Raw genomic sequence first — 12,152 nt, forward strand, 5'->3', positions numbered from 1 at the left:
GGCCCGGGCGGCGTTCGTACCGTGCGCGCCGCCGCGGGCCGGGCTCTCAGCCCGCGTGCGCGGCCGCCACGACCGCCGCGCAGATCCGCGCCACGTCCTTGTCCCCTGTGACGTAGGGCGGCATGGTGTACACCAGATCACGGAACGGCCGCAGCCATACACCCGCCCCCACCGCGGCCCGGGTGGCCGCGGCCATGTCGACCTGGTGGTCGAGCTGGACGACGCCGATCGCCCCCAGTACCCGCACGTCCCGCACACCCGGCAGCCCGGCGGCGGGCGCCAGTCCGTCGAGCAGCCCCGTCTCGATCCGTTTGACCTCGCCCGCCCAGTCCTGGGACAGCAGCAGGTCGATCGAGGCGCAGGCGACGGCCGCCGCGAGCGGATTGCCCATGAACGTCGGACCGTGCGCGAGCACCGGTACGTCGCCGCTGGAGATGCCCTGGGCGACCTCCGAGGTGCACAGCGTCGCCGCCATCGTCAGATAGCCGCCGGTCAGCGCCTTGCCCAGGCACATGACGTCGGGCGAGACTCCGGCGTGCTCCGCCGCGAAGAGCGCGCCGGTACGCCCGAAGCCGGTGGCGATCTCGTCGAAGATCAGCAGCACGCCGTGCTCGTCGCACGCCTCGCGCAGTACCCGCAGATAGCCGGGGGAGTGGAAGGCCATCCCGCCCGCGCCCTGCACCACCGGCTCGACGATCACTGCCGCGAGCTCGTCGGCATGACGGCCGATCAGCTCGCGCAGGTGCGCCGCGTAACCGGGGTCGGGCTCCGCGCCGAAACCGGGCGGTGGCGGGTCGGCGAAGATCTGCCGGGGGAGCGCACCCGACCACAGGTCGTGCATCCCGCCGTCGGGGTCGCACACCGACATCGGCAGCCAGGTGTCCCCGTGATAGCCGCCGCGCCAGGTCAGCAGCCGTTGCTTGGCCGGCCGGCCGAGCGAGCGCCAGTACTGCAGGCACATCTTCACGGCGACCTCGACCGACACCGACCCGGAGTCGGTGAGGAAGACATGCTGCAACGGTTCCGGGGTGATCTCCACCAGCCGGGTCGCGAGCCGGACGGCGGGCTCATGGGTGAGCCCGCCGAACATCACATGGCTGAACCGGTCCAGCTGGCCCCGCGCGGCCTCGTTCAGCACCGGGTGGTTGTAGCCGTGGATCGCCGCCCACCAGGACGACATGCCGTCGATCAGCTCGGTTCGCCCCTGCGATGGGGCGGCCAGCCGGAGCCGGACCCCGGCCGCCGACTCAACGACCAGGGGCTCCTGACGGCCCGGCATCGGGCCGTAGGGATGCCAGACGTGCCGGCGGTCCAGTGCCAGCAGCGCGTCGGGCGTCAGCGCGTGCGAGGAGGACGGCAGCGCGGCCAGCGGTTCAGGCATTGGGCGGCAGGTCCGTTCCGGCGCCGCGGCGCCGTACCGTGACCAGGCCGGTGCGGGCGGCGCCCGCCGTGACAGGCTCCTGGACCGGCGACTGGACCGGTTCCCGGACCGGCTCGGGCACGGCCGGCTGCGCGCCGCCCCCGCAGGGACCGCAGCCGCTCTCACCGTGTGACCCGCACCCGGCGCCCTCGCTCTGCGACCCGCACCCGGCGCCCTCGGCGCCTTCGGCATGCGAACCGCAGCCGCCGCCCGCGTGCGCGGCGACGTCGGCCCGGTGCTGGGGGAGTGTGACCGTGCCGGCGCCCTCCACCTCGAACCCGGCGTCGGCGATCATGTCGAGGTCGGTCTGGCCGGCCTGTCCCTCGCTGGTGAGGTAGTCGCCCAGGAAGATCGAGTTCACCAGGTGCAGGGCGAGCGGCTGCATCGAGCGCAGGTGCACCTCGCGTCCGCCCGCGAGCCGGACCTCCACGTCCGGGCAGACGAACCGCACCATCGCCAGGATCCGCAGGGCGCGCTGCGGGGTGAGGTTCCACTCCTCGGCCAGCGGGGTGCCCTCGAACGGGATGAGGAAGTTGACCGGCACCGAGTCCGGGTCCAGCTCGCGCAGCGCGAACACGACGTCCACCAGGTCGGCGTCCGACTCGCCCATGCCCGCGATCAGTCCGGAGCACGCGGACAGCCCGGCCGCCTGCGCCTGCTGCACGGTGTCCACCCGGTCGGCGTACGTGTGGGTGGTGGTGATGCCCCCGTAGGTCGCCTCGGAGGTGTTCAGGTTGTGGTTGTACGCGTCCGCGCCCGCGGCGCGCAGCCGGTCCGCCTGTCCGGCGGACAGCAGGCCCAGGCACGCGCAGACCTCGATGCCCTCGTTCTGGTCCTTGATCGCCTCAATGGTCTGGGAGACCCGGTCCACATCGCGGTCGGTGGGTCCGCGGCCGCTGGCCACCAGACACACCCGCTTGGCCCCGCCCGCGACTCCCGCCGTCGCGGCGGCCGCCGCCTCGTGCGGTTTCAGCCAGGTGTACTTCAGGATCCCGGCCTTGGAGCCGAGCCGCTGCGAGCAGTAGGAGCAGTCCTCGGGGCACAGCCCCGACTTGAGGTTGACCAGGTAGTTGAGCTTCACACGGCGCCCGAACCACTGGCGCCGTACCTTGCCGGCCGCGGTCACCACATCGAGCAGGTCATCGTCGGAGGTCGCCAGTACGGCCAGCGCCTCATCCCGGGTGGGCAGCTCTCGGCGCAGCCCCTTGTCCACCAGCGTGTTCAGCAGATCCATAGGGGCGATCCTGGCCCACCGGAGGGCTCTGAGCCAATGATGGACCGCACAACAGGGGTGGCTATAGGTGTGTGTATCGCCACACCCTGTCCTGGCGGCACGAGCAGTACGTTGCTCGCAAGCCCTTGCACCGGGCCCGGCCGCCCCAGCCGGCCCCCCCAGCATCCGCCCCGCCGACCCCAGGGACACCGATGAGCCGCGACCCGTTCGACTGGATCGACGCCCACGCCGAGCGGCGCCGCTCGGCCGGCCTCGTCCGCACCCTGCGACCCCGGCCGGCCGACTCGGCGCTGCTGGACCTGGCGGGCAACGACTATCTCGGGCTGGCCCGCCATCCGGAGGTCACCCGGGCCGGCGCCGACGCCTGTCTGCTCTGGGGCGCGGGCTCCACCGGCTCCCGGCTGGTCACCGGCACCACCGAGCTGCACACCGAACTGGAGGCGGAACTGGCCGACTTCTGCGGGTTCGAGGCCGCCCTGGTCTTCGCCTCCGGCTACGCCGCGAACCTGGCCGCCGTCACCGCGCTCACCGGGCCCGGCACGCTCATCGTGTCCGACAGCTCCAACCACGCCTCGCTCATCGACGGCTGCCGGCTGTCGCGCGCGGACACCGAGGTCGTCGCGCACCGCGATCCGGAAGCGGTACGCAAGGGGCTGGACGCGCACGGCGGTCCCGCCGTCGCCGTCTCCGACTCGGTCTTCTCCGTCGACGGCGACGCGGCCCCGCTGGCCGCTCTGGCCGCCGCGTGCCGCGCGCACGGCGCGGCGCTGCTGGTGGACGACGCCCACGGCCTGGGGGTGCTGGGCGAGGGCGGTCGCGGCGCGGCCTGGGCCGCAGGGCTGGCCGGGGCGCCCGATGTGGTCGTCACCGCCACGCTGTCCAAATCGCTCGGCAGCCAGGGCGGAGTGGTGCTCGGCCCGGCCCGGGTGATCGAGCACCTGGTGAACGCCGCCCGCACCTTCATCTTCGACACCGGTCTCGCGCCCGCCGCCGCGGGGGCGGCGCTGGGCGCACTGCGCCTGCTGCGGCGGGAGCCGGAGCGCGCCGAACGGGCCCGCGCCGTGGCGCGTCAGCTGTACGAGCGGCTGACCGCGGCCGGGCTGTGGTCGGCGAGCCCGGACGCCTGTGTGGTCGCGGTGCGCGCCCCGTCGGCCGGGGACGCGCTGCGCTGGGCGGCGGACTGCCGGACCGCGGGCCTGGCGGTGGGCTGTTTCCGCCCGCCGTCGGTACCCGACGGCATCTCGCGGCTGCGGCTGACCGCCCGCGGCGATCTGACGGACCAGCAGATCGCCGCGGCGGTCGAGGTGATCGTGCGCGCCGCGCCGCCGGGCTCAGTGCAGGCCGGCGAACTCGTCCGCGCGTAGCGCCCGTACGAAGGCGGACCAGGCGGCGGACGCGAAGAGCAGCGCCGGCCCCTGGGGGTTCTTGGAGTCGCGCACGGCCAGCAGCCCGGAGGACAACTGAGCGGTCTCGACGCAATTGTTGGCCGCGGTGCTGTGGCTGCTGCGCCGCCACCGCGTCGCGCAAAGGGTGGAACTGGAGGAAACGTACCGAGGAAGTACCGACATATGGTGCGTCCCTACGCGCCCTTGTTGATCCCGGAAATGAATGCCAATGACTCGTCACAGGACAGGGCGTGGGCGCGCAATCGGTCGAACGCGGCGCTGTACGCCCTGATGTCCTCTTTCCGATCCACATAGAGAGTACTCGTCAAATGGTCGAGAACAACAACGTCCAGATCGGCAATGAACGGAAATGAGAAGATTACGAAAGATCCGGTAACGCCTATGTGGCCGCCCGCGGTGAAGGGCAGTACCTGCAGCCGTATCTGCGGCATCGTGGCGGCTTCCGCGAGATGCTGTATCTGCGCCCCCATCACGGGCTCCCCGCCGACCTTCCGCCGCAGCACCGCCTCGTCGAGGAGGGCATGCAGTTCCAGCGGGGAATCGTGCTCCAGCACCGCCTGCCGCGCCACCCGCACATCCACCAGGGCGTCGATTTCCCGCTCCGCCAGCTGGGGAAGTACGGACCGGGTGAGCGCCCGGGCGTACGCCGGCGTTTGCAGCAGCCCGGGCACCACGCTGTTCTCCATCGTGCGCGCGCGGCTGGCGCCCGTTTCCAGACTGATGAAATCGCGGTACTCCGGGGGCAGCACGTCCCGGAAATCGTGCCACCAGCCGCGCTGTGTCCCCTCCCCGGCCAAGGTGGCCAGCAGATCCCGCAGTTCACGGTCCCGTACCCCGTAGATGTCCAGCAGGACGGTTACGTCCTCGGGCCGGGCGGCGCTGCGGCCGGTCTCGATACGGCTCACCTTCGACTGATGCCACCCGGCCCGGCGGGCCGCCTCGCCGCTCGTCAGTCCGGCCAGATCGCGTTGGCGCCGGAGTTCCGCGCCGAGTTTGCGCCGTCGTACGGCGGGGACCTGTTGCATCGTCTGCCGCTCCTCCTGCGTGAACTCTCCGGACCGTCACCAGTACGACAGTCTGCCGCCCTAATACGTTCTCGCGTATCAGAGTTCACTGCTTTGAGCGACAGATATATGCATATCGCTGTGCATCGCCCGCAATAGCGGCACCATGGGTGGCACTCTGGCGCGAATCAGCCGTTCGCGGCTCCCCTGCGGGCAAGCCCGCACGGCGAGTCTCGGGTCACGGCGGGAAAGGGACAGCGTCGCCATGGCAGACCTTCAGGAAGCATCCGTCACCCTGCCGAGCGACCCGGCCTCGGTCACCACGGCGCGCCGGTATGTGTGCGGGCTGCTGACGGATTGGGGGATGCCCGAGGACGCGCCCGCCGTGGACACCGTGCGGCTGATCGTCTCCGAACTCGCCACCAACGCCGTACTGCACACCCTCGGCCAGTCACCCACCTTCACCGTGGACGTCCAGCTGGAACGGGCCGAGCATCTCCGCATCGGGGTCACCGACAGCCATCCCCGGTGGCCCCAGCGGCTGCCCGCCGCCGTGCAGCAGGACAACGGGCGCGGCATGGTCATCATCCGTCACCTCACCGCAGAGTCCGGCGGCCGGCTCTCGGTGACCCCCACTCCGGACGGCGGCAAGACTGTCTGGATCATGCTCCCCTGGGTGGCCCAGGTGCCGTGACCAGGCTTCAGCCGTGGCCTGGGATCGGCCGTGACCGGGGATTCAGCCGTGGCCGCGGATCAGCATCGCCTCCGCGCCCACTGGGACGTATCCGGCGGCCAGGAAGGCGCGCACGCTGGAGGCATTGCCCGGGGCGATCTGGGCCCACAGCGGCTCCCCGTCCGGCACCAGGTGGCGGGCGGCGCGCGCGAGGCGGCGGCCCAGACCCGTTCCGCGGGCGCCGGGATCGACTTCGAGGGCCGGTTCCCAGCGGCCGGCCACGCCCCGGCCGATCAGGACGGTGCCGCCGGGCGTCGTCCAGGCCCGTACGTCGTCGCGGTGCAGCAGGGCCCGGACGATCCGCGGGTGGCTGCGGTCGCTGGTCGGCTCCAGCGGCAGGTCCGGTGGCCCCGGCAGCGGCTCGGCGAGCACCATCATGTCGATGTTCACCACGCGCCGGCCGACCCGCCGGCCCAGCGCGTCCAGGAAGGCCGGGCTGAGCGGCGCGGCCAGGTCGTCGGGAGGGAGCAGACCGCGCATCCAGTCGTGGTCGGTATCGGCGAACACGACCGCGTGGGCGGTGAAGGAGAAGACTCCGGCATCCCGTTCCGAGGGCTGCGGCACCATGGTCACGCCGCCGTCCGCGGCGGGGAAGACGCCCTTCTCCACATCGCGCAGGATCTGCCGGAGGCTCACGCCGGGTCCACCAGGCCGCGTTCGACGGCGCTGCGCTCGACGCAGAACTCGTTGCCCTCCGGGTCGGTCATGACCACCCATCCCAAGCCGTCCGGTGTCCGGTGGTCCCCGACGACCGCTGCGCCGAGCCCGGTGAGCCGCCGCCGCGCGCCGCCGGGCTGTGCGGGGCCCGGCCGGTCCGGGCCCCGCGACGGGTCAGCGGACCCGGCCGTACCAGACGCTGCCGGTCCAGATCGTCTCCAGGCGGACGCGGGTTCCGGTCTTGGGGGCGTGCCAGATCTTGTCGCCTCCGGCGTAGATGCCGACGTGGTAGACGCTGCTACCGGTGTGGAAGAACACCAGGTCGCCGGCTTGTCGGGTCGAAGCCGAGATATGTCGGGTGCTGTTGTACTGGGCGGCGGCGGTGCGCGGGAGCATCTTGCCGGCGTACTTGAACGAGTAGAGCGTGAGCCCGGAGCAGTCGAAGCGGCTCGGCCCGGAGGCGCCGTACTGGTACGGGGAGCCCTTCTTGGACGCCGCGATGCTCAGGGCCTTGGCCGAGACGGTGGCCGCCGCTGCGTGGGTGGCGGTGGCGGGCAGCAGGGCGGGGACCGCGACTGCGGCGGCGGTGAGGGCCGAGGCGGCCCCCAGTCGGGACAGACGTGTGGACATGCCGAATGTGGACATGCGAGCCCCTTCGTCGTCCGCCTGCGAAGGATGACCTGTCGGGTTCGGGTAGGCGAAGATGCCCGGCCGCTGATGCGACTTCACCCCAAGAGGGCGGCCTGGTGATGATCGGCCGGCCCCGTCGTGCCCGGGTCCTCCGTCCCTGCCGTTGCACTCATGTCGACCGGTCGTCCGCGCGGCGGCAGGATTGGGCGCCCGCTCGGACCGCCCCGCCACGGCGGCGGGGTCTTGTCGTCGAAAAGGAGCATGACTCACGAAAGCACCCGGAACGGTGCAGAAACCGCTTTTTGTGACTCTCGTCACCAGTCACCTATTCGGGTGGACAGAGCGCCGTCTGCCGCCGTGTCCGCCCGGGCGTACACCGGTTGACCTGGGGCGGAGCCGGCGGCCGTGCGAGATGGCGGCGCCCTGTGCGCAATTCGGGACACCCGTTGCGCCTAGAGGTGACTACTCCGAACGAGTGGCCGAATATCCCGCTTCCTGATGCCCGGTCAGCGGCCCGGAGCGGGCGGCAGTGCCACGAGGGAGGCCCGCCGCTCTCCGTCCAGGACACGCAGCGCCCGCCCGAGCGTCGCTGTGTGCACCTCGGTCTCACCGCGGGCGTGCATCACCGCCAGCGCCTCGCGCAGCGCCGTCGCCCGGCCGACCAGGGCCTGGGCGGCGCGCAGCGCTCCGTAGGTGTCGCGGGAACGGGCCGGGTTGATCCGGCCCAGCAGGTCCACGATCTCCAGATAACGGTCGACCAGCTCGCCCTCGGAGCGGGTCAGGGCCGGCAGCGGCGGCGGTTCCGGTACCACTGGTGTCACCGGCTGCCGGGAGAGGTGCCGTTGGTCTTGCGGCTGAGGGTGACCCGGTCGACCACCCCGTAGGCGAGCGCCTGCGTGGCGTCGAGGATCATGTCGCGCTCGATGTCGGCGCTGACGCGCGCCGGATCCTGACCGGTGTGGCGGACCAGCAGTTCCTCCAACTGCTCGCGGGTGCGCAGCAGTTCGCGGGCCTGGATCTCCAGATCGGCGATCGTGCCCTGGACCGCCTCCCCGAAGGACGGCTGGTGGACGAGGACCCGGGCGCCGGGCGTGATCATGCGCTTGCCTGGAGCCCCGGCGGCGAGCAGCACGGCTGCGGCCGAGGCGGCCTGGCCGATGCAGACCGTGGATACGTCGCAGGTGACGAACTGCATCGTGTCGTAGATCGCGGTCATGGCGGTGAACGAGCCGCCGGGGGAGTTGATGTACAGCGAGATGTCCTGTCCCGGGGCCGAGCTCTCCAGATGGATGAACTGCGCCATGACGTCGTTCGCGGAGGTGTCGTCGATCTGGGTCCCGAGGATGACCACGCGCTCCTGGAGGAGCTTGGAGTACGGGTCCATGGTGCGGGTCCCGCTGCTGGTGCGTTCGGTGAACTCGGGCAGGACGTAGCGGGCGGTGGGTCGGATCATGGCGGCACCTCCATGTAAAAAATGTACAGGACGTACATCTCGTTATGATGGGGAGCATGGCCCATGAAGTACCGGTGACACAAGCGCGTGCGGAGCTCGCGGAACTCATCAACCGCGTTGTCTACGGCGGCGAGCAGGTGGTGCTCACCCGCCACGGCAGGCCGCTCGTCGCCCTGGTCTCCGCCGCTGACCTGCAGCGACTGCGCGATCTTGACGCGGTGGCCGAGGAGCCGGTGATCAGTACGGTCTCCTCGATCGGCTCGGGCGCGTCCGCCACGGGCGAACGGCGCCGCTTCGGCATCGCCGCCGAACATCGCGGCCCGGCCGCCGGGGATCGGCGACCGGGCCGTGAGTGAGACGTTCGGCGGAGGGTGAACGCGCCTGCGCGCTCGAGGACCTCTAAGGGCGTTGCCGGCGGAGCGCTGTCCGCGCCAGGCTGCGGGCTCTGACCATCGTCACTGCGCGTAACGTGAGTTAACGTCCGTGAAACGCCGCCGAACTAAGGTTCCGCACCCGATCGACTGTGAGGTGTGGCCGTGCAACTGACCCCCCATGAGCAGGAGCGACTGCTCATCCACGTCGCCGCCGACGTGGCGGACCGGCGCCGTTCCCGTGGCCTGCGGCTCAACCACCCCGAGGCCATCGCGCTGATCACCGCGCACATCCTCGAAGGCGCCCGCGACGGCCGCACCGTCGCCGAGCTGATGGCCTCGGGCCGCGCGGTCCTGGGCCGGGCCGATGTCATGGACGGCATCCCGGAGATGATCCCCGATGTGCAGGTCGAAGCCACCTTCCCGGACGGCACCAAGCTCGTGACCGTGCACGACCCGATCGTCTGACGAGGAGCCACCGATGATCCCCGGAGAGATCCTGTACGCGGATGATCCCGTACCGCTGAACGCGGGAAAGCCGGTCACCCGGCTGACGGTGCTCAACACCGCCGACCGGCCGGTCCAGGTCGGCTCGCACTATCACTTCGCCGAGGCCAACCCCGGCCTGGATTTCGACCGCGCGGCCGCCCACGGCCTGCGGTTGTCCATCGCCGCGGGCACCGCCGTACGGTTCGAGCCCGGCATCCCCGTAGCGGTCGAGCTGGTCCCCATCGGGGGCGAGCGCGTCGTCGCGGGGCTGCGCGGCGAGACCGCCGGAGCTCTCGATGGCTGAACTCTCCCGCGCCGTATACGCCGACCTGTTCGGCCCGACCGCAGGGGACCGGATCCGGCTCGCCGACACCGACCTGCTGATCGAGGTCGAGCGCGATCTGTCCGGCGGCCCGGCCGGCTCCGGCGACGAAGCGGTCTTCGGCGGCGGCAAGGTGATCCGCGAGTCCATGGGGCAGTCCCGAGCGACCCGCGCGGACGGCACCCCCGACACTGTCATCACCGGAGCCGTCATCCTCGACCACTGGGGTGTCGTCAAGGCGGACATCGGGATCCGGGACGGCCGTATCGCCGCGATCGGCAAGGCCGGCAACCCCGAGACGATGGACGGGGTGCATCCCGGCCTCGTCATCGGACCCGAGACCGAGATCATCGCGGGCAACGGCAGGATCCTCACCGCCGGAGCGGTCGACGCGCACGTCCACTTCATCTCGCCGACCATCGTCGACCAGGCCCTGTCCGCCGGTGTGACGACCATCGTCGGCGGCGGGACCGGGCCCGCCGAGGGCACCAAGGCCACCACCGTCACCCCCGGGCCCTGGCACCTGGCCCGGATGTTCGCGGCGCTGGAGACGTTCCCCGTCAACTTCGGACTGCTCGGCAAGGGCAACACCGTCTCCTCCGAGGCGATGTACAGCCAGCTGCGCGGCGGCGCCGTCGGCTTCAAGATCCACGAGGACTGGGGGGCCACTCCGGCCGCCATCGACGCCTGCCTGACGGTGTGCGACGCCACCGGCGCCCAGCTCGCCATCCACACCGACACCCTGAACGAGGCCGGCTTCGTCGAGGACACCCTCGCCGCCATCGCCGGCCGCGGCATCCACGCCTACCACACCGAAGGCGCGGGCGGCGGGCACGCGCCCGACATCATCACCGTCGTCTCGCAGCCCAACGTCCTGCCGTCCTCGACCAATCCGACCCGCCCGCACACCGTCAACACCGTCGAGGAGCACCTCGACATGCTGATGGTCTGCCACCACCTCAACCCGTCCGTCCCCGAGGACCTCGCCTTCGCCGAATCGCGCATCCGGCCCTCGACCATCGCCGCCGAGGACGTCCTCCACGACCTCGGGGCGATCAGCATCATCAGCTCCGACTCCCAGGCCATGGGGCGGATCGGCGAAGTCGTGCTGCGGACCTGGCAGACCGCACACGTGATGAAGAAGCGCCGCGGATCGCTGCCGGGGGACGGGCGCGCGGACAACCACCGGGCTCGTCGCTATGTCGCCAAATACACCATCAACCCAGCTGTCGCGCAGGGCATGGACCACGAGATCGGCTCGGTCGAGACCGGCAAGCTCGCCGACCTCGTCCTGTGGGAACCGGCGTTCTTCGGAGTCAAGCCGCACCTCGTCATCAAGGGCGGCCAGATCGCCTACGCGCAGATGGGCGACGCCAACGCCTCCATCCCCACCCCCCAACCCGTCCTGCCCCGGCCCATGTTCGGTGCCATCGGCCGCGCCCCGGCCGGGAACTCCGTCAACTTCGTCACGCAGACGGCCCTCGACGACGACCTGCCCGACCGCCTCGGCCTCGGCAAGCGCTTCGTGCCGATCCGCAGCACCCGGGCTCTGACCAAGGCCGACATGCGGGAGAACGACGCCCTGCCGCGGGTCGAGGTCGATCCCGACACGTTCACGGTGCGCATCGACGGCGAGGTCGTCGAACCGGCGCCCGCGGCCGAACTGCCCATGACCCAGCGCTACTTCCTCTTCTGAGCGGCGCGATGACCATGGCAGACACCGCGCCCGCGCCCGCCGCAGCACGAGCCGCGCTGCTCCTGCTCGCCGACGGACGCTTCCCGGCCGGCGGCCACGCCCACTCCGGTGGTGGCGAGGCGGCCGTCACCGCGGGCCTCATCCATGACCCGGCGACCCTCGCCGCCTTCTGCCGGGGCCGGCTGCACACCTCGGGGCTGGTCGCCGCCGCCTTCGCCGCGGCGGCCGCCGGCGGTCTCGACCCGCTCCTGCTCGATGACGCCGCCGACGCCCGTACCCCGTCCCCCGCGCTGCGCGCCACGGCCCGCAAACTCGGCCGTCAACTGATGCGCGCCGCCCGGGCCGCCTGGCCCGCCGCCGAACTCGACCGACTCGCCGCCGCCCGTCCGCGCGGCGCCCACCAGCCGATCGTGCTCGGCGTCACCGCCCGCGCCGCGGGACTGACCCCGCTGGACGCCGCACATGCGGCAGCCTACGAATCCGTCACCGGCCCCACCACCGCCGCCGTCCGGCTGCTCGGCCTCGACCCCTTCTCCGTCGGCGCCGTGCTGGCCCGCCTCGCCCCCGAAATCGACGCCCTCGCGGATCGCGCCGCCCAGGCCGCCGCCCGCGCCGCGACCGTGGGAATCCACGCGCTGCCCGCCGCGTCCGCACCGCTGCTCGACATCCACGCCGAGCAGCACGCCGCCTGGCCCGTCCGGCTCTTCGCCTCCTGACCCCGGCCCGCCGTCCCCCTT

General features: G+C 71.8%; 15 protein-coding genes and 1 pseudogene. 7 read left to right on the plus strand and 9 right to left on the minus strand.

Features of this window, described 5'->3' with window-relative positions; all coding sequences use genetic code 11:
* Positions 1-46: 46 nt before the first annotated feature.
* Positions 47-1,381, minus strand: a complete 1,335-nt coding sequence (locus tag QMK24_RS21885; protein ID WP_283468256.1) for an adenosylmethionine--8-amino-7-oxononanoate transaminase — start codon at positions 1,379-1,381, stop codon at positions 47-49.
* Complete coding sequence (gene bioB / locus QMK24_RS21890) at positions 1,374-2,654, minus strand: biotin synthase BioB (RefSeq protein ID WP_283468259.1); 1,281 nt, start codon at positions 2,652-2,654, stop codon at positions 1,374-1,376. The genes QMK24_RS21885 and bioB overlap by 8 nt, the downstream gene beginning before the upstream one ends.
* A 191-nt stretch (positions 2,655-2,845) precedes the next feature.
* Here bioB and QMK24_RS21895 point away from each other — a divergent pair, with 191 nt between their 5' ends.
* Positions 2,846-4,018, plus strand: coding sequence for an 8-amino-7-oxononanoate synthase (locus tag QMK24_RS21895; protein WP_283468260.1), 1,173 nt, complete (start codon positions 2,846-2,848; stop codon positions 4,016-4,018).
* On the opposite strand, the gene QMK24_RS21900 is transcribed toward QMK24_RS21895, so the two are convergent.
* Both QMK24_RS21900 and QMK24_RS21905 read right to left on the minus strand, forming a co-directional pair.
* Positions 3,986-4,222, minus strand: a complete 237-nt coding sequence (locus QMK24_RS21900) for a DUF397 domain-containing protein (RefSeq protein WP_283468261.1) — start codon at positions 4,220-4,222, stop codon at positions 3,986-3,988. The genes QMK24_RS21895 and QMK24_RS21900 overlap by 33 nt on opposite strands.
* A gap of 11 nt (positions 4,223-4,233) precedes the next feature.
* Complete coding sequence (locus QMK24_RS21905) at positions 4,234-5,085, minus strand: helix-turn-helix domain-containing protein (protein WP_283468263.1); 852 nt, start codon at positions 5,083-5,085, stop codon at positions 4,234-4,236.
* Positions 5,086-5,329: 244 nt separating this feature from the next.
* Between QMK24_RS21905 and QMK24_RS21910 the strand changes: the two genes are divergently transcribed.
* Complete coding sequence (locus QMK24_RS21910) at positions 5,330-5,758, plus strand: ATP-binding protein (protein ID WP_283468265.1); 429 nt, start codon at positions 5,330-5,332, stop codon at positions 5,756-5,758.
* Positions 5,759-5,800: 42 nt separating this feature from the next.
* On the opposite strand, the gene QMK24_RS21915 is transcribed toward QMK24_RS21910, so the two are convergent.
* The 5 genes and pseudogenes from QMK24_RS21915 to QMK24_RS21935 all read right to left on the minus strand — a co-directional run bounded on the left by QMK24_RS21915 (position 5,801) and on the right by QMK24_RS21935 (position 8,537).
* Complete coding sequence (locus tag QMK24_RS21915) at positions 5,801-6,433, minus strand: GNAT family protein (RefSeq protein WP_283468267.1); 633 nt, start codon at positions 6,431-6,433, stop codon at positions 5,801-5,803.
* Positions 6,430-6,573: pseudogene (locus QMK24_RS21920) on the minus strand (VOC family protein); the annotation flags it as partial. The gene QMK24_RS21915 and the pseudogene QMK24_RS21920, both read right to left, overlap by 4 nt.
* Positions 6,574-6,628: 55 nt before the next feature.
* Positions 6,629-7,099 (minus strand): C40 family peptidase, encoded by a 471-nt coding sequence (locus tag QMK24_RS21925; protein ID WP_283468269.1) that lies wholly within the window; start codon positions 7,097-7,099, stop codon positions 6,629-6,631.
* A gap of 491 nt (positions 7,100-7,590) precedes the next feature.
* Entirely contained in the window at positions 7,591-7,896 is a 306-nt protein-coding gene (locus QMK24_RS21930) for a hypothetical protein (RefSeq protein WP_283468284.1), read from the minus strand.
* 5 nt (positions 7,897-7,901) lie between these two features.
* The gene (locus QMK24_RS21935; protein WP_283468270.1) at positions 7,902-8,537 is read right to left on the minus strand and encodes an ATP-dependent Clp protease proteolytic subunit; all 636 of its coding nucleotides are present in this window, start codon (positions 8,535-8,537) and stop codon (positions 7,902-7,904) included.
* Between the two features lie 56 nt (positions 8,538-8,593).
* Here QMK24_RS21935 and QMK24_RS21940 point away from each other — a divergent pair, with 56 nt between their 5' ends.
* The 5 genes from QMK24_RS21940 (at position 8,594) to QMK24_RS21960 (ending at position 12,131) form a co-directional block, all read left to right on the plus strand.
* Positions 8,594-8,893 carry a type II toxin-antitoxin system Phd/YefM family antitoxin gene (locus QMK24_RS21940; RefSeq protein WP_283468271.1) on the plus strand — a complete coding sequence of 100 codons (300 nt, stop codon included), beginning with the start codon at positions 8,594-8,596 and terminating at the stop codon, positions 8,891-8,893.
* 180 nt (positions 8,894-9,073) lie between these two features.
* Entirely contained in the window at positions 9,074-9,376 is a 303-nt protein-coding gene (locus tag QMK24_RS21945; RefSeq protein ID WP_283468273.1) for an urease subunit gamma, read from the plus strand.
* 13 nt (positions 9,377-9,389) lie between these two features.
* Positions 9,390-9,701, plus strand: a complete 312-nt coding sequence (locus QMK24_RS21950) for an urease subunit beta (RefSeq protein WP_283468277.1) — start codon at positions 9,390-9,392, stop codon at positions 9,699-9,701.
* A complete protein-coding gene (locus QMK24_RS21955; protein ID WP_283468279.1) occupies positions 9,694-11,415 on the plus strand; it encodes an urease subunit alpha in 1,722 nt (573 codons plus the stop codon). The genes QMK24_RS21950 and QMK24_RS21955 overlap by 8 nt, the downstream gene beginning before the upstream one ends.
* A gap of 14 nt (positions 11,416-11,429) precedes the next feature.
* Positions 11,430-12,131, plus strand: a complete 702-nt coding sequence (locus QMK24_RS21960) for an urease accessory protein UreF (protein WP_283468285.1) — start codon at positions 11,430-11,432, stop codon at positions 12,129-12,131.
* The last annotated feature ends 21 nt before the right edge of the window (positions 12,132-12,152 follow it).

The organism is Streptomyces sp. PH10-H1 (assembly GCF_030063355.1).
GTDB lineage: Bacteria > Actinomycetota > Actinomycetes > Streptomycetales > Streptomycetaceae > Actinacidiphila.

What these genes read in the sequence shown, in the direction of transcription:
- QMK24_RS21925 (WP_283468269.1), bottom strand. Translation starts at nt 7,099, where the DNA reads ATGTCCACATTCGGCATGTCCACACGTCTGTCCCGACTGGGGGCCGCC.
- QMK24_RS21905 (WP_283468263.1), bottom strand. Translation starts at nt 5,085, where the DNA reads ATGCAACAGGTCCCCGCCGTACGACGGCGCAAACTCGGCGCGGAACTC.
- QMK24_RS21885 (WP_283468256.1), bottom strand. Translation starts at nt 1,381, where the DNA reads ATGCCTGAACCGCTGGCCGCGCTGCCGTCCTCCTCGCACGCGCTGACG.
- QMK24_RS21940 (WP_283468271.1), top strand. Translation starts at nt 8,594, where the DNA reads ATGGCCCATGAAGTACCGGTGACACAAGCGCGTGCGGAGCTCGCGGAA.
- QMK24_RS21960 (WP_283468285.1), top strand. Translation starts at nt 11,430, where the DNA reads ATGGCAGACACCGCGCCCGCGCCCGCCGCAGCACGAGCCGCGCTGCTC.
- QMK24_RS21895 (WP_283468260.1), top strand. Translation starts at nt 2,846, where the DNA reads ATGAGCCGCGACCCGTTCGACTGGATCGACGCCCACGCCGAGCGGCGC.
- QMK24_RS21935 (WP_283468270.1), bottom strand. Translation starts at nt 8,537, where the DNA reads ATGATCCGACCCACCGCCCGCTACGTCCTGCCCGAGTTCACCGAACGC.
- QMK24_RS21900 (WP_283468261.1), bottom strand. Translation starts at nt 4,222, where the DNA reads ATGTCGGTACTTCCTCGGTACGTTTCCTCCAGTTCCACCCTTTGCGCG.
- QMK24_RS21950 (WP_283468277.1), top strand. Translation starts at nt 9,390, where the DNA reads ATGATCCCCGGAGAGATCCTGTACGCGGATGATCCCGTACCGCTGAAC.
- QMK24_RS21910 (WP_283468265.1), top strand. Translation starts at nt 5,330, where the DNA reads ATGGCAGACCTTCAGGAAGCATCCGTCACCCTGCCGAGCGACCCGGCC.
- bioB (WP_283468259.1), bottom strand. Translation starts at nt 2,654, where the DNA reads ATGGATCTGCTGAACACGCTGGTGGACAAGGGGCTGCGCCGAGAGCTG.
- QMK24_RS21955 (WP_283468279.1), top strand. Translation starts at nt 9,694, where the DNA reads ATGGCTGAACTCTCCCGCGCCGTATACGCCGACCTGTTCGGCCCGACC.